Origin of the sequence: Pseudobutyrivibrio sp. MD2005, assembly GCF_000621865.1 — a bacterium.
GTDB lineage: Bacteria > Bacillota > Clostridia > Lachnospirales > Lachnospiraceae > Pseudobutyrivibrio.
The window spans coordinates 23921-46558 of the sequence record NZ_JHXE01000015.1 but is presented as its reverse complement, the minus strand read 5'-3'; the positions used below and the strand labels follow the sequence as shown (position 1 = coordinate 46558).

The window sequence follows — 22638 nt, the reverse complement described above, 5'->3', positions numbered from 1 at the left end:
TAGAGCTGTTAAGAAAAAGCGGGCAAGCTTTTCTATGTTAAGAAAAGTATAATCCCGCTTTAATTACAAAATCCAATACATTTTTTGTTTTTAATTAATGCATTGAATGTACCAATATGAAATCTATCATTCTTTTAACCGCTGGCATCTGATATCTGCCCTTCATATATGCCATATAAACCGTATGTGAAACACTATGTTCAGCCGAAAGCTTCTTTATTATAACGTCTTTTCTGTAGATAGAATCAACATCCGCCACAAGAGCGATACCAAAATCCGCCGCAACCAAGGCTGCAATACCATTCTCATCAGGTGATTCACAGATATAATTAGGCTCTATATTATTCTGCAAAAAGAAATCTCTTGTAGCTCTGCCAAGACCTGACTTTCTGGTATAGCCAAGAACAGGATACTTTGCAAATACATCTGCAGTTACTTCTTCAACATCTTCAAGTGGATGCCCCTTTGGAACAATTACCACTAGTTCCTGTTGCATAATAGGTATAAATTTGATACTAGGCTCATCCTTTACAAAAGAACCAAAGATAATATCATAATTTCCAGCCTTCAATCCTTCTAAGCTCTTGGATGTAATCTCCTGGTGAAAATTAAATGTAACATCCTTATTGCACTCTTCTAATAAGAAAGCTCTACATATATTAGGGATAAAAGAACCAGCAAGTGGTGCTACATAAGCCAAATCAATATGCCCGCCAGTTCCTGCCAGCTGATGCATTTTTCTATCAGCAACATTTATTTCATTTAATATGCGATCAGCATGCTCAAAGAAAATATCTCCGGTCTTAGTGAGAACAACATTTCTTCCAGTCCTTTCAAACAATACTACCCCTAGCTCCTGCTCTAACGAGTTAATGGAACGGCTCAAAGATGGCTCTGAAATATGTAGTTTTTCTGCTGCTTGGTTAAAATGCTGCAGCCTTGCAGCCTCATAGAAATACATGATTTGATTTAATGTCATGGTCTTCCTTTCCGCATTTTGCACAAGTTTATATTAGTAAATATTATTCACTATAAACAATATTACCACAATTGATAGCATAAAGCTATTAATTCTGTTCAATAGAAGTATTGGAATTATTAATACTAACAATATAAAATATATGTATAAAGACTGTTAAGATTTTAACAAAGGGCAAGAATTAAAGGAGGAAATTTAAAATGGCAGAAAGAATTACAGGACATACCGAGCTTATCGGACTTATGGCTTACCCAATCAGACACTCTAGCTCACCAGCTATGCATAACGAGGCATTTGCTTACCTTGGGCTTGACTATGCATATCTTGCATTTGAGGTAGATAATAGCACATTGGAAGATGCTGTTAAAGGTCTTAGAGCATTAAAGCTTGTAGGTTCTAACGTATCAATGCCTAATAAAACAGTTGTAGGAAAATATCTTGATAAGTTATCTCCTGCTGCAGAACTCTGCGGAGCTGTTAATACAATCACAAATGAGAACGGTGTTTTAACTGGACACATCACAGATGGTATCGGTTACATGCAGTCACTTAAGGATTACGACATCGATGTTATCGGCAAGAAGATGACAATCGTTGGTTGTGGCGGTGCTGGTACTGCTATCCAGATTCAGGCAGCTCTTGATGGTGTTAAAGAGATGTCAATCTTCAACGTAAAGGACGCTTTCTGGAGCAACGCTGAAGATACAGTTAGAAAGATTAACGAGCAGACAAATTGTAAGGCTACACTTTACGACCTTGCTGATCTTGATGCTCTTAGAAGAGAAATTGCAGACAGCTACTTACTTGCTAATGCAACAGGTATGGGTATGAAGCCACTCGAAGGTCAGACATGGCTTCCAGATACATCTTATCTCCGTCCAGACCTTATCGTAACAGATACTGTTTACGCTCCTGCAAAGACTAAGTTCCTTGAGATGGCTGAGGAAGTTGGATGTAAGAGAATGAACGGTTACGGTATGATGTTATTCCAGGGTGCAGCTGCATTCAAGCTTTGGACAGGAAAAGAAATGCCAATCGAACACATGAAAGAAGTACTCGGAATTAAGTACGAGTAAATTTAAATTTAAAGGAGTTTGAAATGAACAAAAAGTATTATCCTGCGGCTCTAATTCTTTACTTGAACTATTTTATTCACGGTGTTGGCTGCTCTATCTTAGGTCAGTCAGTAATTAAAGAGGCTCTTGCTACAAGCTGGGGCGTTGAGGTAATGTCAATCACAGCTATTTCTGCTGCACTTGGTCTTGGAAGACTTATCGCTCTTCCATTTGCAGGTCCTTTATCAGATAAGCTTGGTAGACGTATTTCAGTTGTTATCGGTGGTCTTTCATATGCCATCTATGTTATCGGTCTTGCTCTTGCATTTAATGCTGGTGCAAACGGCGGTTACCAGATTGCTTATGTTTGCGCTATCGTTGGTGGTATTGCAAACTCATTCCTTGATACAGGAATTTACCCAGCTGTTTCTGAGATTATCAGCGAAGCTCCAGGTATTGCAACAATGGGAATCAAGTTCTTCATCGCTATTTCACAGATGTTACTTCCATTCTTCCTTGGTGCTACTGTAGCAACAAACGCAGCTGGACTTGTAAGCTACAACAGATTATTCTACATCTGCGGTATTGCTTACATCATCTTAGTTGTACTTATTTTCATCCTTCCACTTCCAGATTCAGATGCAGCTGCAGCTGAAAAGAAGGAAGGACTTATTGATAGCTTAAAGCATACTCATTTCTCATTTGAGTCAATTGCTATGATCCTTATCGGTTTCACATGTACAGGTACATTCCAGTTATGGCTTAACTGTGCACAGAACTTTGCTAAGACAAATGTTGGTTGGGAAGATCCATCAATCATGCAGACATATTACTCAATGGGTACTCTCATCGCTCTTGTTGTTACAGCAATTCTTACACGTAAGATTAAAGATGTTAGATTCATCGTTGTATATCCAATCATCTGTCTTGCTACATTGGTTTGCGTTCTTATGTTCCCAAGCCAGGGTGTTTGCAAGGTTGCAGCTTTCGCTATTGGTTGGGCTGGTGCAGGCGGACTTCTTCAGATCGCAACATCAGTTTGCAACATGCTCTTCCCTAAGATTAAGGGTACAGTAACTGCACTTGTTATGATTGCTTCATCACTTTGCAACTACACAATCCTTACAGCTGCATCTCAGATGACTCCATCAGGTGTTATGGTTATGAACATCGTTCTTACAACTATCGGTGTTGTACTTGGTTTATTTGTAAATCTTAGATATACTAAGATGTTAGAAGCTAATTCTTAATAATCGAGAGGATTTAAATATGAATACTGTTAAAGTAAGAAATGTAGTTATCGGCGAAGGTGTACCAAAGATTTGTGTACCAATCGTTGGTAAGACAAAAGAAGACATTCTTAAAGCTGCTGAGTCTTTCAAGGGTGTTGCACACGACGTAGTCGAGTGGCGTGTTGATTGGTTTGATGGCGTATTCGAATTCGATAAGGTTGAAGATGTATTAAAGGATCTTCGTGTTGCTCTTGGCGATACTCCTCTTCTCTTCACTTTCCGTACATCAAACGAAGGTGGCGAAAAGTCAATCGAAAAAGATGCTTACGCTAAGCTTAACAAAGACGCTGCAGCAACAGGTCTTGTTGATTTAGTTGATGTTGAAGTTTTCACAGGCGATGACATCGTTAAAGATATCGTAGCTGCTGCTCACGAAAACAACGTTAAGGTTGTTGCATCTAACCACGATTTCGATAAGACTCCTGAAAAGGACGATATCGTATCTCGTCTTCGTAAGATGCAGGAGCTTGGTGCTGATATTCCAAAGATTGCTGTTATGCCTACTTGCAAGAAGGATGTTGTTACTCTTCTTGCTGCAACAGAGGAAATGGCAACTAACTATGCTGACCGTCCAATTATCACAATGTCTATGGCAGGCACAGGTCTTGTCAGCAGATTATGTGGTGAGGCTTTCGGTTCAAGCTTAACATTTGGTGCAGTTGGAAAGGCTTCTGCTCCAGGACAAATGAATGCTTCAGACCTTAGCACAATTCTTAATCTAATTCATGAAGCTATGTAAAATATAAGCATTCTCGGGGTGATTTGTGCAATGTACAAATTGCCCTTTTTTTATTGAATACTATATTATGAATATTCCATATTGCTTTAACTTTACTTTGCTAAAGTGATATGGAACATTTATAATAAAAAGAAAAGGGGAATTTCACGCATGACTGGAATTAAACGTATTTTTTTCTTCATTGATGAGTATCTTGAAGAATTCATTATGGTTGTTCTGCTTATAGCTATGAGTGTCATTATGGGCATTCAAATTTTCTGTCGATATATTCTGGGAGCTTCTCTCTCCTGGTCTGAAGAAATCACAAGATATCTATTTATATGGTCTGCATTTTTTTCTGTTAGTCTTTGCACTAAAAAATGTATCTCAATAAAAATCGACCAATTCATCCGCAATCTCAAGCCTAGAAAAAAAGGATTAATGAAGGTTCTTAACCTTACTGTTGAGTTTGTGTTTTTCGTATATTTAGTTCCTTACGCATATAGATATTTATTATCTACAATCGAAAGCGGTCAGGTTTCACCTGCTTGTGGCATCCCAATGTACTATGTACAATCTGCTCCACTAGTTTGCTTCACACTTTGTGCCATCCGCATTTTAGAGCGTTGGTTCCTCGAATGGCATAATGTAATCCACGAGGAAGAGTTAAAGGATTGGCCATCACATTTAGCAGAGCTTGAACGCCGTGCTAATTTAAAAAGGCCTATGAGCAATCTCCTCTCTCATGAAAACTTCAATAAAGAAGTTCTTGAGCCAGAGGAAAAAGCATCCCAAAATCAGGAAGGAGGTAATTAAGCATGAGTGCTTTCACAGTTTTATTCTTATTTATAATTTGCTTAATTATAGCCATTCCAGTTTCCATCTCTCTTGGAATTGTTGCAGTTCTTCCTGGAGCTTTTGATCCTTCATTCACTGCCAGTGCAAGCTATGTTATCCGCTCTATGGTTGGTGGAATCGATAGTTTTCCACTTCTTGCCGTTCCAATGTTCGTACTTTCCGGAATCATCATGGCACACGGTCAGATATCAAAAAAGCTCTTTGATGTTTTCTCTTATTTCATTGGAAAGAAAACTGCAGGTGTACCATGTGCCGTAATCATTACATGCCTGTTTTACGGTGCAATTTCAGGTTCTGCCCCTGCCACTGTTGCAGCTGTAGGTTCAATGACTATTCCTCTTCTTCTTGAGATGGGATACGACAAAAAATTCTCCACAGCAATTGTAGCCGTTGCCGGTGGTCTTGGTGTTATCATTCCTCCAAGTATTCCATTTATTATGTACGCAATGGCATCTGGAGAATCCGTTGGAAATCTTTTTATTGCAGGAATTATCCCTGGTCTATTAATAAGCTTTTTATTAATGCTTTATGCTTACATTCATTGCAAGATTGTGGGTGAAAACAAAGAAAAGATTAATCGCGAAATTGAAGCACTACATGCTAAAGGTTTGGGCAAAATATTTAAAGATAGCTTTTTCGCAATTCTCAGTCCCGTAATTGTACTTGGATGCATTTATCTTGGTATTGCATCACCTACAGAGGCGGCTGTAATTTCAGTATTTTATGCCCTTATTATCAGCCTCTTCATCTACAAGACAATTCGTATTTCCGATATTTGGAATATATTTGTTGAAGCCATGAAAACCTATGCGCCAATTCTATTTATACTTGCGGCATCTACTGCATTCTCTCGTGTGCTTACACTTATGCAGGTACCACAGATAGTCAGCGCATATATTTTAAACAACTTCACAAACAAAATTATTCTATTACTTGTTATCAACCTGTTCCTTCTTGTTGTTGGAATGGTTATGGATACAACACCAGCTATACTTATTCTTTCTCCTATCCTACTTCCAATCGTCAAGGCGGTAGGCATGGACGGAATCCACTTTGGTATTATGATGGTTGTAAACCTTGCAATCGGATTTGTTACACCTCCAATCGGTGTCAACCTTTTCGTTGCAAGCTCACTTACAGATGTACCTGTTATGGACATCGCCAAGAAAGCAATGCCAATGATAATAATGTTTTTAGTTGCACTGCTTCTCATTACGTTTATTCCAGCAATCAGTTTAGTACTTATATAATTAGTAATTGGAGAATCTTTATGAAACTTAGACGAAATAAGATACTTGCTTTATCAACTGCATTATTAATTAGCCTTAGCTTTACTGCCTGCACTACCAGCTCTGCTGTATCTGACACTCAGACTTATGCATGGCCTCTTGGTACATCCAGCCCAGAAGATACCGTCACTCAAATATATGCTGAAAAATTTGCAGAGGAAGTATACAGACTTAGCGACGGGCAAATGGTTATTCAAGTATATCCTAACAGTGTGCTGGGCGGAGACAGAGAACTGCTTGAATCCTGCAAAGATGGTGATATTCCTTTTATAGTTCAAAACACAGCTCCTCAGGTAACCTTCCTTCCTGATGTTGCAATATTTGATATGCCATGTTTGTTCAGCACAATCGAAGATGTGCGAGCCAAAGTAGATAATCCAGAATTTATGGATAAGATATCCGATGTTTATGAAAACGGTGGATATCAGCTACTAGGATATGCCGATCAGGGCTTCCGTGTAATGACTACAAACACCCCTGTTTATTCCATTAAAGATTTCAAGGGACAAAAGATTAGAACCATGGAAAACTCTTATCACCTGGCGTTTTGGAAGAGCTTATCTGCTTCCCCAACACCTATGACTTTCTCAGAGGTGTATATCGGCCTTCAGCAAGGCACAATTGATGCTCAGGAGAATCCTTACGAGGTTATCGTATCAAACAGATTATATGAGCAGCAGGATTACGTTGTAGAGACTAATCACCTTCCTCATCTAATATCTTTAGTTGCAAGTGATGAATTTATGGATGGTCTTACTCCTAAGCAACAGGAAATAATCTCTGAGGCAGCCCGTACAGCCACAGAATATGCAAGAACTCAGTCTGATAACAGAATTGCTTCTCGTATAGCTACAATCGAAGAAAGCGGCACTGAAATCATTCCTCTTTCCGATGAAATACGTGAAGAAATCAGAAGTAATGCAACTCCTGTTTACGAGTCAATTAAAGCTAATGTTGATCCAGAACTATATCAGATTTACACCGATGGAATTATAGAATAGAGAAAAGCGATAGCTCATTTTTGAGTTATCGCTTTTTATCTTTAAATATTCTTAGCCTTTTGCTTAATTCTCGTAAGAGTATTATCTATAGATTTTTCTGATTTATTTAGTCTTTGAGCAATCTCCTTATAATCTAAATCCTGCATATAAAGCTCAAAAACCTTCTTTTCCATTGATGACAAAGCAGATTTTAAACGCTCTATTAAATCCATATTCTCTTCCGCTTCGATTATCAATTCTGCTGGATCATCTGAAGTAAATGCAGGCTCATCAAAATCCCCGACCTCATCATTATACAAAGAAACGTAGGCATTTAATGGCGAATGCTTCTTACGATTTCCAGCCTCAATAGCCTTTATCATTTGTCTATCAATGCAGAGCTGAGCAAAATGAAAAAATGTAACTTCAGAAGATGTATCATAATCTCCAATAGCTCCAAACAGACCTATCATGCCCTCCTGAATCAAATCATCGTTCTCTCCACCTACAAGAAAGTATTTCTTGGATGTTTTCAAAACTAAAGGCTTATACTTCTCACATATGTAATTCAAAACAGCCTGATCACCGCTTTGATATCTCGCAACAAGCTGTTCATCAGTTAACTCAACGTACTCCTCACGCTGATCCATAAATAGCTCCTTAGAATCTATTATTTAGATTGATTAATTCTCTGTCTAACAACCTCGTATGCAAGTACACCACAAGCAACAGATGCATTAAGTGAATCGATATCACCATACATTGGAATAGATGCGACCATATCGCAATTCTTTTTAACTAAGTCAGAAACACCATGTCCTTCATTTCCAATTACAAGGCCAATTGAACCAGTAAGATTAAGGTCATACATTGTAGTACCGCCCATATCAGCGCATACAAACCACATTCCCTGGTCCTTAAGTTCCTCCATTGTCTTGCTGATGTTTGTTACCTTGGCAACTGGAGTATAGTTGATAGCACCTGCAGAGGCCTTAGCAACTGTAGCTGTAAGTCCTACTGCCCTATGCTTTGGAATAACCACACCATGTGCTCCAACCTGGTTTGCTGTACGAATAATAGCACCAAGATTGTGTGGATCCTCTATATTATCAAGGATAATAAGAAATGGCGCTTCACCCTTATCACGAGCTGCCGCCATAATATCATCAAGCTCAACATAATCATAGCTTGCTGCATACGCCAACACGCCCTGATGCTTACCAGTCTCCGAAAGCTGGTCAAGACGCTCTTTCTTAACAAAACTGATTACAGTATCCTTGCTCTTTTTTGCTTCTCTAAGAATAGTCTGAACCGGGCCATCCTTGCAGCCTTCTAAAACAAAAAGCTTATCAATAGTCTTTCCACTTCTGAATGCCTCCAACACTGCGTTGCGGCCTTCTACAATTCTACTTTCTTCCATAATGCTAAAACCTACGGTTTGTTACATCAACAATTACATAGAATCTTTTTTTCATCGTTTTCACTATACTCTCAAAAAAGAGCCTATGTAATTGTCAACTATAAACCTTACTCTTTCTATAAACTACGCTAGTTACGACTACTAGCTTACTCTTTCTATAACTATACCTCGACCGCTGCCAGTTCCAGACCTCGGGTGACGAGCTCACAAATGCGATCCATATCGCCTGTAAGGTAGAGATAGCCAAGCACTGCCTCAAAACCTGTAGCGTCAAGATAATCAATTGTGCTGGCGTTCTTTGCCTTGGTATGTGGCTTGGAATTGCGTCCACGCCTATACCAATCAGCCTCTTCCTCTGTAAGCTCATCCATAAGAGCTAAAATCATGGCAGCCTGTGTAGGTGCCTTTACAATCTGGCTAGCCCTTTGGTGCAACTTATTAACTGGGGTATTCCCTTTATTTACCAATATAGAACGAATCACCAAATCGTATATAGAATCGCCTATGTATGCTAGAGTAAGTGGCGAATATGTTCTGATGTCTTTTGGCTCTATATTGAACTTTTCATTAAAATAGCTGTTTAAATCAACTGCCATACTACTCCCTCGCGAGTATCCTTAATCTCTACACCCTTTGCTAAAAGCTCATCACGAATTGCATCTGCTGTTGCAAAATCCTTTGCCTTCTTAGCCTCTGCGCGGCGAGCAATTGCATCATTAATGAATGCCTCAAGTTCAGCATCAACAGATGAACCAGCATCTGCAAGTGCCTTAGCATGACCAATTAAATCAAGAGAAAGCACTCTATCAAAGCTTTCTACAAGTGCGAGCTTAGTTGCATCGTTTGTATCTGCCTTTAAAGCGTCATAAAGCACTGTAATAGCCATTGAAGTGTTAAGGTCGTTAGAAACTGCCTCTAAGAATTTAGCCTCGAATTCAGCCTTTACAGCCTCATCAACAGCACCTTCCTCCTTAAGCTCACTTACACGCTTAACAAGCTTATTATAGGCCTGAACTGTGTTATCCAAATTCTCCCAAGAGAATACTAAAGGCTTACGATAGTGTGACTGCAAGCAGAAGAATCTGTATACAAGTGGATCATATCCCTTTTCCTGAAGAAGCGATACTGTAAGAATTGCGCCCTTTGATTTAGACATCTTACCAGACTGATCATTAAGGTGATTGCTGTGGAACCAGTAATTGCACCACTTATGTCCTAAGTATGCTTCGGACTGAGCAATCTCATTGGTGTGATGTGGGAAAATGTTATCAACACCACCGCAGTGAATATCAATATACTCACCCAGATGCTTCATAGAAATGCATGAGCACTCAATATGCCATCCTGGGTAACCAACGCCCCATGGGCTATCCCACTTAAGAGCCTGGTCCTCAAACTTAGACTTTGTAAACCAAAGAACAAAATCTGTCTTGTTCTTTTTATTAACATCCTCTTCTACATCATCACGAACACCTACTGCAAGCTGCTCTTTTTCAACTGCTGAAGAGAATACATAGTAATCCTGAAGCTTACTTGTATCAAAGTAAACATTGCCTCCAGCCACATAAGCATAGCCCTTTTCAAGAAGAACCTCTACCATGTGAATAAACTCTGGAATGCAATTTGTAGCAGGCTCAATAACATCTGGACGCTTATTTCCAACTGCATCAAAATCCTTAAAGAATGCATCTGTGTAGAACTTTGCGATTTCCATTACTGTCTTGTGCTCACGTTTTGCACCTGCAACCATCTTATCCTCACCAGTATCGGCATCGCTTGAAAGATGACCAACATCTGTAATGTTCATTACACGCTTAACATCATAGCCTGCGTACTCCAATGACTTGATAAGAGCATCCTGCATAATATATGTACGAATATTTCCAATATGTGCAAAATGATATACAGTAGGGCCGCATGTGTACATGCTAACCTTTCCCTCTTCTTTTGAGTGGAACTCCTCCACCTGCCTATTCAAAGTATTATAAAAAGTAAACATATTAATTCTCCTAGTCTTAGTCCGCATCTGTTACACATACAAGCCTAATCATTTACTTGCTCGACTAGAATGTCTCGCAAATAAATATTAGAGCTTGTCTGATACAGTTGCTCATCTATATTCCTTATTTTATGGGCTAATTTATAAATATAATAGCTTGTTACCTACAAATGCTATTTATAATTTATATCCTAATATCTTTTTATTTATTACGGGCACAGCCAGCGCAGCCTTCGCAGCTGCGGCCACTGTCGTAAACCGCGTTGCTGCCATCGTAAAACTCATAAAGCAAGCACACTGCCTGAGAGCTGATGCCCTCCTCACGACCTGTGAAGCCTAAATGTTCTTCCGTGGTAGCCTTGATATTAACCTGAGATACATCAATCCCCAAACATCGTGCTACGTTTTCTTCCATCTGCTCAATATATGGGCGAAGCTTTGGCTTTTGGGCGATGACAGTAGCATCAACATTGCCCACCACATAACCTTCATCCATAACGAGCTCTCTAACCTGCTCTAAAAGCTTCATAGAATCCGCACCCTTATACTTTGGATCAGTATCAGGGAAATGAGCTCCTATATCCTTTAATCCTGCTGCGCCAAGCACAGCATCTGCTATTGCATGCAAAAGTACATCTGCATCTGAATGGCCTAAGAGTCCCAGTGTGTGTTCTATCTTAACACCACCTATAATCAAATCACGGCCCTCCACAAGCTTATGTACATCATAGCCTGTACCTATTCTCATGTTGCCTCCTAATATTATAATCGAATCCGCGTATCACGCAGAATATCACCTACTAAACTACAGTATTATACCAAATAAAGAGGACTTTTAATAGTCCCCTTTACCCCTGTGGGTTACTATTCGCAGCCTATATAAATAGGGAAGTCCCTCCATGTGCTGCAGCTGGCTTTACATAGGGGCGTGATTTTGCGAATATTGCTGTTTTACTTATGGCCCTAATTTATGCAATGCGCCCAATGCCTCACCATTATGCTGCCATATACTCGTAGTACTCGTCCTCTGTTGCAAATAATTCGTATTCTCCGTCTACATATCCCATGTAACCTGCATCAATAACATATCCTTTCATAAAAAACACCTCCGTAGCATCCCGACAGTTCTTTATTAACTGTCTATAGGATAAACCACGGAGGTGTCCATATTTATTCCCTTGCATCCAATTAAGCTTAACTTTCGTTACTACTCACCGTTAAATTGGATTTTGTTATCTAACGTACTGCTGTCATATACCTACTATAAAGATCTGAGTGCTGTTTTAATAACTGCAAGTATAAGCCTTTAAATTGCTCATTCTTAGAGCACAGTAAGTAGTCTTCATCCCTCATAATCTTAATCCATGGAGTTGCAGTATAATAATCCCATATTGGATCATCCGTCCTCTGGGATAAATGTTCTAAAATACCTTGCATGATACTTAAATAATTGCCACCAGCTTCTCTTGCTTCACACAGTTTTTCTATTTCTGTTTTAAATTCAACTAAAGATTTAGCTATTAATAATCCTGTATTATCATTATCACCAATATAAGATCCAAATGGCGTCTTCCATTTTACATCTACACAATCACTGGCCTGAATGATAGATTTCTTAAATAGACTATGTAATTCATGATAATATTTGCTTGTAGAAAAATACACATCAAATGAATCGTATAAAACATGTTTGCATATTTGAGCGTTTATTGAAGTATCTGCAATATCTGTCTTTGACAACCAAAATGTGTAGTTATTATCAGCCAATCCTTCTATAAAAACTTTGTCCTCCTCATAGTAAAAATCTATTCTTCTATGAGATGGATTCGGCTTATATTTAGCCTTAACAGTAGGTTCAGAAACTAACAAATTTAAATTGCCAATATCATTAAAATCCGTATCATTGTTAAGTTTCTTGCGATTAAAAATCTTCATTATAACCTTATCTCCCTACAAACTGCCGATTTGTTAATTTAACTGTCTTCAATTATACAGAATCCTCATCCATCAATGAACACACAATTTAAAAATTGGTAACAAAAAAAATTCACAGGCTCTACTTGCTGAATAAATAGGTATAACCATCTATAATTATTGCTCTTAGTTATACCTTTTTAGATTCAATATAATGTTCCATAGCTCACTAAAAGGTATAACCTGCCATAATATCCCTCGCTAGTTATACCTTTTTGACTTCAATATAGTGTCTCATCGCCCACCAAAAGGTATAACCTGCCATAAATTCCCACTCTGGTTATACCTTTTTGACTTCAATATAATGTTTCATTGACTACCAAAAGGTATAACCCGCCATAAATTCCCAAGCCAGTTATACCTTTTTGACTTCATATTAATCCCTCATAAATTATAAAAGGTATAACCACCTCCCATATCAGCCCAAGATTATACCTTCACTAAAAGGAGCCCGCCACAAGGGCAGGCTCTAACAATTCAATTATTTAATTCTTCAAACTGGAGGTTCTCGAGTTCTTTTTTCTTTAAAATGCCCAACAAACTGGAATTTATCAATGTATTTATTCTAGTTGATTTCACCAACTATAAAATCTATTCAGTTTTAGATGATTCATCTGCCTGAATGGCTTTAACTTCGCGAGCTTTCTTTTTTCTCCTTCTTACAACAACAATAACTACTATTACTACTGCAATAATTAAAATATATGGTAGCAAATAAATTATCGCAATTACGATTTCTTGGACAGTTTCTACAAAGCCTACGAAGGAGGCGCCGAATGCTTCTACGAAGCGGTTCCATGCGCTGTCAGCTTTTACTTCAGAGTATGTGGCAACCTCAGTGATATCGATGCTTACAGTGCTGTAATCCACCTGGTCATCGAATGTCTTCATCTGGGCTGTGTAGCTTTCAATTTGATACTGAACTTCGTTGATTCTGTCCTCGATTTCAAGAAGCTCTGTAACATTTTCGGCATTGCTCTCAAGCTCCTGCAGACGCTCTAGTTTGGTATTAAGGCTCTTTAATCTGGCCTGTACGTCCACATAGCTTGATGTGATATCGTCCACAGATTCACTCTTGTAGGTTAGTGAGCCAACATCACCAACGCTTCCCATGAATGCTTCATATTTATCAGATGGGATGCGTGCCACGAAACCCGCACCTCGATTGCCGTATTCCTTATTACCACTTACAGAGGTTGATTCAAAGTATCCACCATTTTTGGTGACAATTTCTTTGATTGTAGCAACATCTTCATCAAATTTTTTTGATTCAAGGGTGATATATGAAGTGTACACAAGCTTTCTGCTAGTATCGTAGCCATCTAAATCAATATCTGATTCAGAACCTGTGCTGTCTGCATCAAAATCAGTGCTGCCTACATCATCACCTTCGTATTCAACATCAGCTACATCCGCTACTTCAGCAGCTTCCTCAAAGCCAGCGGCATTCTTAGAATAATATGCATTGCTTGTTGAAGCAGCTTCATAAGTACCGCTATCACTGCTGTCTGCACTGCCGCATCCTACGGCAAATAGCATTATTCCCGCAATAATTAATGCTAATAATCTCTTCTTCATAAAAGCCCCCTTTCAACTGATTAAGTTGTCTGTTTTTATTCTAAACCTTTTTTAGAATATTTAACAACCTTCTCTTCGCCCCAAGATACGCCGTTTTCATCATATGCTCTATCTGCAATGACTATCGAGCCGTCCTTAATCTCCTTTACAGCTCCTACATCTTGCTTAATCGAACCTAGCGATTTAATATATCCATCTGAAACAAGGTACAGTGTAATAAATTCACCTTCACATGAACTTAAAATATAATTTGCATCCTTAGTATGGATAAAGTAATCAGTTACATAAGAATACTCATCACAAGCCTCATCACTAGACTTATCATTGATAAAGATTTTATGAGTATAGCTTCCATCATCTTCCGCAGAAGTCAGGGCATAGAAAGTGTCCATCGTTCCATCATTATCAACATCAATATACTCATTGAAACCTAACTCCGAAAGCTGAGTACTGTAGAATTCATCATCAGGAATATATGCCTCATTAAAGCCTTCTATCTCAGAGTATGGCACTGTAAAGCTAATAATGCCTGCTGCATATGGTGCAATTTCATATTGCTGGAATAAAAATACTATCCCTCTATTATCAAGATACCACTCAGGACATGCCTCTCCGTCAAAAGAAGTCTTTATACCATCTTCATATCCAGAAATTATTCCGTCATCCTGGAATAACATATCTTTCGATTCCTGAGTTGACTCATCTATTGTTTTGATGATGTAATTCATAGCTGTATCTTCAATAGTAGCTTCATCACCAAAATCACTAAGAGAAAGCTGCTTTCCAGTAGCAACATCAAAGGTGTAGCCTGACTCTCCAGTCATGCCGTGGACTCCGCCTTGATATAAATAATCATAAACTACAAAACTAAATATTTTAGCATCCGCTCTAATTACCTCCACAGACACATCATTTGAGTAAGTGGTCTCATAGTAATCAATATCAGGATTCTCATCAGCGTACTCTTTGTTTGATTTGTTTTCTTCAGTAGCATCACTATTCATAGTATCTGCAGTTTGATTGAAGGTCTTTACCATACCTGAAAACATATCATCTAAAGCAGCTTGGAGCTCCGGATGATCATCATCAGTAATCTGGATACACTCAATTCCACCAGTGAAATACTGATAATCCTCTGCTGCGACTGATGTAATTGCATATTTAGGCGCTGTAGCTACCTTTTCTACATCCTCCTCATTTTCTTCTTTATCCTTATTCTCTACCGTTGTAGATTCTTTAGTACTTTCTTTTTTAGATTCTGCATCTGACTGATTACTACAAGCCACGATTGCTGTGGATGCACAAAGGCAAGCTAAAATTAAGGCTAATCTCCTTTTCATTACATACCTCCATTAATTAAAACTATTCCTCTTTTTCATCAGTATACATATTTACCGTATTATTTCAAGTAGTACAGTTGAAATTTTAGAATTCTTTACAATTATTTAAGAATTTAGCCAGACACAAAAATGGGATTCCCCTAGAAAACTAAGGGAATCCCGAAAAGGAGGATATATTATAACAAAAGAAATAGTAGCTTATTTAATAACCAGGCGCTTTGCACCTTCTGCCGCAAGTGGACTTCTAACAGTCTCACTCTCTTCAAATGTAATCTGTGCACAAAGCTTTGAGCCCTTCATACGTTCTGCCGCAAAAGTAAGTCCATTATTCTTTCTATCAAGCTTTGGAGAATCAATCTGATCTGGATCTCCAAGAAGCACAACCTTTGAGCCTTTGCCTGCACGTGTGATGATTTCCAAAATCTGACCGATGGTACAGTTTTGTGCTTCATCAACGATAATGAATGAATTAACTAATGAACGTCCGCGCATGTATGCCAAAGAACAAATCTCGATGATACCAGTATCAAACATGTCCTCAATCTGCATCTTTATCTGTTCTTTTTCTTCATTTTGCCCCTTCAATAGAACCTGAAGATTATCCATAAATGGAGCGATGAGCGGTGTCATCTTCTCTTCCAAATCACCAGGTAAAAATCCTAAATCATTATCTGATAAAGTGTTACTTCTGGTAATCATAATTCTATCGAATCCGTTGTGGTAATAGCCCTGTAATCCAGCTGCAAGAGCTAAGAAAGTTTTAGCTGTACCAGCACTACCTTTTAAAATAACAAGTGGCAATTCTTCCGGATTAGCAAGAAGTGCATATAGTGCAAATCTCTGACCCACATTTCGTGGCTGGCAGTAAGGTGTGTAATAATCACGGTCCTTAAGGATGTGCCATCCGTCTGTCTTGAATGTGTATAGAGCCGAATTGCTGCCTTCCCGGCAAATACCAAATTCATTCTCAATAAAGCCTTTATTAAATGGACTTTCGATATCTTCTGGAAGGATATCTCTACGACCTGTGTAATTCTCGTTATCGAGAATCATTTCGTTGTGATAGCCTTGAACAACACAGCCACACATTGTAGCGTTTATTCGCATTGAAATATCATTTGTAACAAGAATAGTTTCCAAGTCTGATTGTTTGGCGATGCCAAGCACACCATTTATTATTCTGTTATCAGGACGATCAAGTGAATACTCAGCTGGAACCAGCTTCTCAAACTCAGATTCTTTGGCAATTTTAAAAGTGCCACCATTTGGCATCGTAACCCCGTTTGCATAGTCACCCTCGATTGATTCGATGTTTCGAATGCTTTCTCTGGCGCCATATCCGACCTCTGCATAAGCTGTCTTTTTTGAGTCAAGCTCTTGTAGCGTGGTTGTAGTGATGATGACATTATTGTCGTCAAAACCGAAAATTGCTGTAGGGCAGTGAATCAAAATGTTCGTGTCTAAAACGTAATTCTTCTTCATAGGGGTCACGCTCCTTTTATTAAATTTCAGCCCTGATAAGCTTCTTTTTCCTCGCATATCAGGGAACCTTTTATAGATGTTACCGAAAGGTTTTTCTTAACTATATTTTATACCAATCGCCCCATTCTTTCTACAATATTTTGTGTTAAAGTATGTAGAGTTTGTGAATTCACACACAAAATATAGGAAACAAAAAACCTGTAGGAATAAGCACTTTAAAAGCCTATATCCTACAGGTAAAAACGTCTATCTTCTATTAAATATGACCTACCAAAAGCAAGCCTGCCAATCCATAATATGTAACAACAGCAACTAAATCATTTACGGTAGTGATAAGTGGACCAGATGCTACAGCAGGGTCAACCTTAATCTTGTGGAAAAAGATTGGAATGATTGTGCCAATAAAGCTTGATACAATCATCGCAATAAATAGTGAGAATCCTACAATCGAAGATACCTTAAATGCTGCAAACCAAATGTATCCCTTTAAGCTATGAAGGTATAGTGCCACAAAGAATAAAGCAAGTACACCTAAAATCAATCCATTTGTACCACCAACGCGCATTTCCTTAAGAACGAATTTAGCCTTTTCAAGACCTGAAATTTCTTCATCCATAAGCACACGAATGGTAACGGCCAGTGACTGTGTACCAACATTTCCTGCCATATCAAGAATCAGTGATTGGAACACTACAACGATTGCAACCGAAGCTACAACCTTGTCGAAAATACCGATAACTGAGCTTGTAACAAGGCCAAGTCCAAGCAAAAGTAAAAGCCATGGAATACGCTTTTTGATACTCTCTGGCAAGGTTTCGTTGAGATCTTCCTCTGCAGTCAAACCGGCCAACCTAGCGTAGTCTTCACCCATCTCATCATCTACGGCCTCGATGATATCCTGAGATGTGATGACACCGATAATCTCATCGTTTGGATTAAGAACTGGAATTGAATCCTCCGCATAATCCTTTAAATCTTCGATAGTATCCGAAATGTGGGCCTCCGCCTTAACACTTGGATAGCTGTGACTGATGATGTCATCAAGTGGTGTGTAATCCCTAGCAAGAATCAAATCTCTAAGCTCGATGGCTCCACAGTATTTGTTATTATCATCTTCTACGTAAATTGTGTTGATGTTATCATTGTCCTTAGATTGAGAAATCAAAGAACGCATTGCCTGCTTAACCGAAAAATTCTGCTTGATAACTATGAAGTTAGTAGTCATCATGCTACCTACTTCATCTTCATCGTAGGAATTGATAAGTCGTACATCGGCAGATGCATCCTTATCCATGAGGGCGATGAGCTGCTCTCTCTGCTCCTCATCTTCGATATCCTCAAGAGCATCAACCGCATCATCGGCATCCATGTTTTCAAGGACATCGGCAGCCTGCTCTGGAGTAATTTCTGCTAAATATTCTCCTACGTCTTCAATGTAAGGAAAGATTTCTGATAGACGCTCAGCACCTAAGATTCCAAAGAGTCTCTGTCGGTCTTCTGTATCCAGTGACTCGTACGCTTCAGCGATATCATTCTCATGATAATCGTCCAAAGCCTCCATCAATTCTTCTGCGTCAAGGTGTGAACGAAGTAAATCAATGATTTCTTTGATCTTGTTGTCTTCTAATATCTCTTTTGTTTCCATGTTGTTCTCCGCTAACAAAAAAAGAATGTCATATTGCTCCAAGAGACGATGACATTCTTAATCAACATGAAAATAAAGCTCTTTCGACTATATCATAAAAGAACAGCTATCCACGTATATAAAAAATGTCTCGTCGCTACATAATCGCCCATGACTGTCTGATTTGTCCATAGCTGTTCTCCTTTCATTTAATTTAGAATTTAATTGTTTGAATTGTACATAAAAAACATAACATAAAAAACAACTTTTTGTAAACCCCATTTACGAAAGTTTATCAACCATTTTTCTATCGAAGGTAACAGATTCAACTCCATCAACCTCAATTTGATAGAGAGCGTTTGCTGCCAAGTGCTCTGCAGCCTGCTCCACGTTTCTTATGCCAGTTGAAATAACGAACTTCTCCATTAAAGCATCAAGGCCATCTTCAGTGATTTGACACTCCTCACTGCTCATTCCCATTCTCTTTAACACCTTAGGTAGAGAGAATCTACGGAAGATTTCCTTCTTCTCCTCTACTGTGTAATCAGGAATATCAATAACCGCAAAACGTGACATAAGTGGTGCAGAAATATCTGCCTTAACATTTGCTGTAGCGATAGGATAAACACCCATTGTAGGAATCATACATTCCATATAATTATCTGTAAATCCAAGGTTATCTAAAAGTGTAAGCAGTACATCAGCTGGATTTCCATTGCCCTTACCTGAGTTAGCCTTATCAAGCTCATTAATAATAAATACAAGATTGCTGGTGCCTGAGTTTGCAAATGCTTCCATAATAATACCAGGCTTAGCATTTGAGTAGATTCTTGAGCTACCTGTAAGCTGTTCTGGATCGTTGATTGAGCTCATATCAAGTGTAGTCCATGGAAGCTTGAGAATTCTAGCTACCGCATATGCGATTTGGGATTTACCAACACCAGCAGGCCCGCAAAGAAGCAAACCATAGCTTGGAAGTGTATGTGTTCTGTTGACCTGTATTACTGTCTCCATGATTCTTTGCTTTACAGATTCAAGACCATACAGCTCCTCATCAAGGATTCTTCTGGCCTCTACAGGATCAATTGCCTCAAAATAATCACTCTTCCACTGAATGCTTGTCATTATAGAAAGAGCTCTTTGCGCATGACGTCTCTCTTCTATTGTAACTTCAGAAGATTTTGCAACAGCAAGATTTCTTCTTGCCCACAGACGAATGTTGTCTGGAAATGTTCTTCCGGCACATGTGATAAAATCGGTAATGGACTGAATGCTGGTAAGCTTCATATCATCGCCATCTTCTGCCTCATCATCATCAAGCTCCTCTTCCGATGGAGCATTTGATGCAAATAAGCGCTCTAACATAAACTGCAAAAATCCATCTTCTGAAGAAAGCTTTCCGTTGCCGATTCCAGTCTCTCTAATCTTGCAAACTGCATAACCCTCGTCTGTGACATGGCCTGAAAGTCTTACAGGGATACGATTCTCTCCCAACCAGCCAAGCAAGCTTACAAATCTTGAATCTACTTTTATAATATCTGAAGAATGTACACCATCAAAAAGCTCAGCCTCAAAGCTGGTCCTTGAAAGTGGATTAGTAAATACACCGTTGATGTGATGTTCAAGCTTACCATCTACATCTTCAAGCACTAAAATAGGCTTCTCTACAGTGGCTTCTGGTTCATCGGACTGAAATGTAGTGTAAGTCTTAATTGCCTCACCCTTTTCCTTTTCGTCCTGTGCAAAATCAAATACTGGCATAACACTCTCCTTTATCAAATTATTACAAATACTTCTTCTGCTGTGTAAATCCTCGCCCTCTAACTTCGGAAACTCGGCTAACGATAATAAATGCCTCTGGATCTATTTCGTGCACCATCTTCTCAGCCCTTGCCAGCTCTCTAAGTGTAACAATTGAAAGAGTTATCTCAGTTTCTTTCCCAAGATATCCTGTTCGACCATACATCACCGTTACGCCTCTATCGATATCTCTAAGGATTGATTGTCTGATTTCGTCACTCTTTTTGCTTACAACCTTTATCTGAGTTCTAGCCTTTCCAAGGATAAGAGTTCTGTCTAATGTAATAGTATACAGAATAACGAGTATAATTCCATACAATACTAGATTTTTATTTGTAAAAATTGCCTGAATACATAAAATTACTACATCAAATCCCCACATCAGGGTTGAAATTGGAATTCCTGTGTATTTATTGATAACAATAGGTGGTATATCCATGCCACCAGTAGAAGCACCTGTTCTGATTACAACTCCAAGGCTAACGCCTATGAGAAGGCCTCCGAAAACAGTGCATAGAAAAATATCATCAACAGGTGTGATTTTAGATGCCAGGAACTCACAGATATGTAGCTCTACCGGCATACAGAATGTTGAAAGAAGTGTATTTGCAGCAAACCTACGGCCCATTATTTTTAGCCCAACCAAAAACAATGAGGTATTGATTGCCAAAACAACTAAGGAAGTTTTTATTCCAAACATATGGTGGACGAAAAGCGCTATACCTGTTCCGCCACCAGTAATGAGCTTTGAAGGCTCCAAAAAGAATGCTACCGCAAATGCGTAAATAAAGTTTCCTAAAATAACAATTAATGCGGTCTTTAATATCTTTTTCATATTCTCACCTGCTATTTCTAAAAATTTCGCAACAGGTAAGATTGTACATCTATTACGGACATTTGTCAGCACAGCACGGTAATACGTTAGCGAACTAAAGCATCATGCCATGCTACAAGTCAAAATCGTCCGTAACACATTCGTCTAACTCAGGCACCTCAACATAAGCTGATTCCAAGCCTTCTCTTATCAGTTTCCAGTTCTGAAGAAACCAAACTGTCTGAGCTGGATGCTTGTAAAGAGACAGCATCTGTGCCCCTTCATACTTATATGGATATACAAGTGGTATGTTGGTAGGACGTGCCGTAGTAAAAAATATAATGTTTTTATATAGGTGTTTTGTCATTGCCTGCGGTGTTACACAGTAGTAAATGCTCTCACCAAAGTCTTCCGAATAATAGAAGTTCATTTCAGTCTGTTCCACATCAGATGGATCCATGCCCTCTACCGCAAATTCATTTACTCGAAGAGCCTTGATATCCATATCTTCTATTTCTTCTGCTGTGGCATTTTTCAAAGCTTCTTTCCACTTTTTTGCTTCAAGAGGACTCATCAAGCCTGCAAAAAATCTATCTTCTTTTTCTACTTTTTCGGATTCTTCTTCTGATTCAGTTGGATCTTTTCCGGTTTTTAACCAGTGATTAATAATATTGAGATTCTTGTTAAGCTGAGGAATATAAGCTGCATATTGCTTATCAAGCTTAACCATGTTTTTAAGATATTCTTCAAACTCTTTTTTATAAGCATCCAATGCATTTTTCCTGCGAAAATACATAGGAAGACCTACCAAAAGAGATATTCCCATAAAAATGACAAACAAGTTAATAATAATCCAGTCCATCCATATCACCTCAAACTATCTTTAAAGAATTGAGTATCCTATTAATCCAATCAAGCCAAGCAATAATAAGGTGTTTACTATCGATATAATAATAAGGACTTTGGTTGAGCGACCGCTCTTTTTAGAGGTAGAGATGTATACCTCCTCCATTTTTGTTTTGAAGTCAGCAGTTGCGTCAGCCACCTGTGCCTTTAATGGGGTGCTGTAGTCAAGGGAGTCCTGCAATTTTTGGACCTTATTACTAAGCTCCTTCATCAAACGCTCATTATTCTCCTGTCCGTCTATCACCTGATGCTTAAGCGTGTTGTTATCCTTGCTGACAAATTCAAGGATTTCTTGCATGCCATAGAGTTCTTTTTGAAGGCGATTAATTTCATCTTTGATAGCTTCTTCATTTAACGCTACATATCTTTCACGAAAAATTAGATTACCTTTATATTCCCCCTGCATATAACAGCCTCCTGTGAATATATTCTAGTCTAATTACATAATTATAATTACAAGTCAATTTTACCACGTTTTACTATGTTTTGTATAGTTATATAGAATAATATACTAAATCTAGTAAGACAAG

At 38.6% G+C, this 22638-nt stretch carries 21 protein-coding genes; 6 read left to right on the top strand and 15 right to left on the bottom strand.

What is annotated here, in order from left to right:
• Positions 1 to 94: 94 nt before the first annotated feature.
• Entirely contained in the window at positions 95 to 979 is an 885-nt protein-coding gene (locus T498_RS0106735) for a LysR family transcriptional regulator (RefSeq protein WP_028235247.1), read from the bottom strand.
• Positions 980 to 1179: 200 nt separating this feature from the next.
• On the opposite strand from T498_RS0106735, the gene T498_RS0106730 reads away from it, so the two are divergent.
• The 6 genes from T498_RS0106730 (at position 1180) to T498_RS0106705 (ending at position 7192) form a co-directional block, all read left to right on the top strand.
• Positions 1180 to 2055: a shikimate dehydrogenase gene (locus tag T498_RS0106730; RefSeq protein ID WP_028235246.1), complete on the top strand. Its 876-nt coding sequence runs from the start codon at positions 1180 to 1182 to the stop codon at positions 2053 to 2055.
• 23 nt (positions 2056 to 2078) lie between these two features.
• Positions 2079 to 3284, top strand: a complete 1206-nt coding sequence (locus tag T498_RS0106725; protein WP_028235245.1) for an MFS transporter — start codon at positions 2079 to 2081, stop codon at positions 3282 to 3284.
• Positions 3285 to 3303: 19 nt separating this feature from the next.
• Entirely contained in the window at positions 3304 to 4065 is a 762-nt protein-coding gene (aroD, locus tag T498_RS0106720; protein WP_028235244.1) for a type I 3-dehydroquinate dehydratase, read from the top strand.
• A 150-nt stretch (positions 4066 to 4215) separates the two neighbouring features.
• Positions 4216 to 4860, top strand: a complete 645-nt coding sequence (locus T498_RS15155; RefSeq protein ID WP_330372244.1) for a TRAP transporter small permease — start codon at positions 4216 to 4218, stop codon at positions 4858 to 4860.
• Positions 4861 to 4862: 2 nt separating this feature from the next.
• Positions 4863 to 6152, top strand: coding sequence for a TRAP transporter large permease (locus T498_RS0106710; RefSeq protein WP_028235243.1), 1290 nt, complete (start codon positions 4863 to 4865; stop codon positions 6150 to 6152).
• 20 nt (positions 6153 to 6172) lie between these two features.
• Complete coding sequence (locus T498_RS0106705) at positions 6173 to 7192, top strand: TRAP transporter substrate-binding protein (RefSeq protein ID WP_028235242.1); 1020 nt, start codon at positions 6173 to 6175, stop codon at positions 7190 to 7192.
• Positions 7193 to 7233: 41 nt separating this feature from the next.
• Here the strand turns inward: T498_RS0106705 and T498_RS0106700 are convergent, their stop codons facing one another.
• The 14 genes from T498_RS0106700 to T498_RS0106630 all read right to left on the bottom strand — a co-directional run bounded on the left by T498_RS0106700 (position 7234) and on the right by T498_RS0106630 (position 22514).
• Entirely contained in the window at positions 7234 to 7821 is a 588-nt protein-coding gene (locus tag T498_RS0106700) for a sigma-70 family RNA polymerase sigma factor (protein WP_028235241.1), read from the bottom strand.
• Positions 7822 to 7841: 20 nt separating this feature from the next.
• Complete coding sequence (gene rlmB, locus T498_RS0106695) at positions 7842 to 8591, bottom strand: 23S rRNA (guanosine(2251)-2'-O)-methyltransferase RlmB (protein ID WP_036978018.1); 750 nt, start codon at positions 8589 to 8591, stop codon at positions 7842 to 7844.
• A gap of 161 nt (positions 8592 to 8752) precedes the next feature.
• Positions 8753 to 9187: a Mini-ribonuclease 3 gene (locus tag T498_RS0106690; RefSeq protein WP_028235239.1), complete on the bottom strand. Its 435-nt coding sequence runs from the start codon at positions 9185 to 9187 to the stop codon at positions 8753 to 8755.
• Positions 9172 to 10590 carry a cysteine--tRNA ligase gene (gene cysS, locus T498_RS0106685; protein WP_242839214.1) on the bottom strand — a complete coding sequence of 473 codons (1419 nt, stop codon included), beginning with the start codon at positions 10588 to 10590 and terminating at the stop codon, positions 9172 to 9174. The genes T498_RS0106690 and cysS overlap by 16 nt, the downstream gene beginning before the upstream one ends.
• Positions 10591 to 10792: 202 nt before the next feature.
• Entirely contained in the window at positions 10793 to 11338 is a 546-nt protein-coding gene (gene ispF, locus T498_RS0106680) for a 2-C-methyl-D-erythritol 2,4-cyclodiphosphate synthase (protein WP_028235237.1), read from the bottom strand.
• 488 nt (positions 11339 to 11826) lie between these two features.
• On the bottom strand, positions 11827 to 12525 hold the full coding sequence (locus T498_RS0106670; protein WP_028235236.1) for a hypothetical protein: 699 nt from the start codon (positions 12523 to 12525) through the stop codon (positions 11827 to 11829).
• A gap of 630 nt (positions 12526 to 13155) precedes the next feature.
• Positions 13156 to 14142, bottom strand: a complete 987-nt coding sequence (locus T498_RS0106665; RefSeq protein WP_028235235.1) for a DUF4349 domain-containing protein — start codon at positions 14140 to 14142, stop codon at positions 13156 to 13158.
• A gap of 35 nt (positions 14143 to 14177) precedes the next feature.
• A complete protein-coding gene (locus T498_RS0106660; RefSeq protein WP_028235234.1) occupies positions 14178 to 15482 on the bottom strand; it encodes a DUF3298 and DUF4163 domain-containing protein in 1305 nt (434 codons plus the stop codon).
• A gap of 198 nt (positions 15483 to 15680) precedes the next feature.
• Positions 15681 to 16964 (bottom strand): PhoH family protein, encoded by a 1284-nt coding sequence (locus T498_RS0106655; RefSeq protein ID WP_028235233.1) that lies wholly within the window; start codon positions 16962 to 16964, stop codon positions 15681 to 15683.
• A 256-nt stretch (positions 16965 to 17220) separates the two neighbouring features.
• Positions 17221 to 18609, bottom strand: a complete 1389-nt coding sequence (gene mgtE / locus T498_RS0106650) for a magnesium transporter (RefSeq protein WP_028235232.1) — start codon at positions 18607 to 18609, stop codon at positions 17221 to 17223.
• Between the two features lie 261 nt (positions 18610 to 18870).
• Entirely contained in the window at positions 18871 to 20349 is a 1479-nt protein-coding gene (locus T498_RS0106645; protein ID WP_028235231.1) for an AAA family ATPase, read from the bottom strand.
• A 22-nt stretch (positions 20350 to 20371) separates the two neighbouring features.
• On the bottom strand, positions 20372 to 21223 hold the full coding sequence (locus T498_RS0106640) for a YitT family protein (protein WP_028235230.1): 852 nt from the start codon (positions 21221 to 21223) through the stop codon (positions 20372 to 20374).
• A 112-nt stretch (positions 21224 to 21335) separates the two neighbouring features.
• Positions 21336 to 22064: a hypothetical protein gene (locus tag T498_RS0106635; RefSeq protein ID WP_028235229.1), complete on the bottom strand. Its 729-nt coding sequence runs from the start codon at positions 22062 to 22064 to the stop codon at positions 21336 to 21338.
• Positions 22065 to 22085: 21 nt separating this feature from the next.
• Positions 22086 to 22514, bottom strand: coding sequence for a hypothetical protein (locus tag T498_RS0106630; protein ID WP_028235228.1), 429 nt, complete (start codon positions 22512 to 22514; stop codon positions 22086 to 22088).
• Positions 22515 to 22638 lie beyond the last annotated feature (124 nt).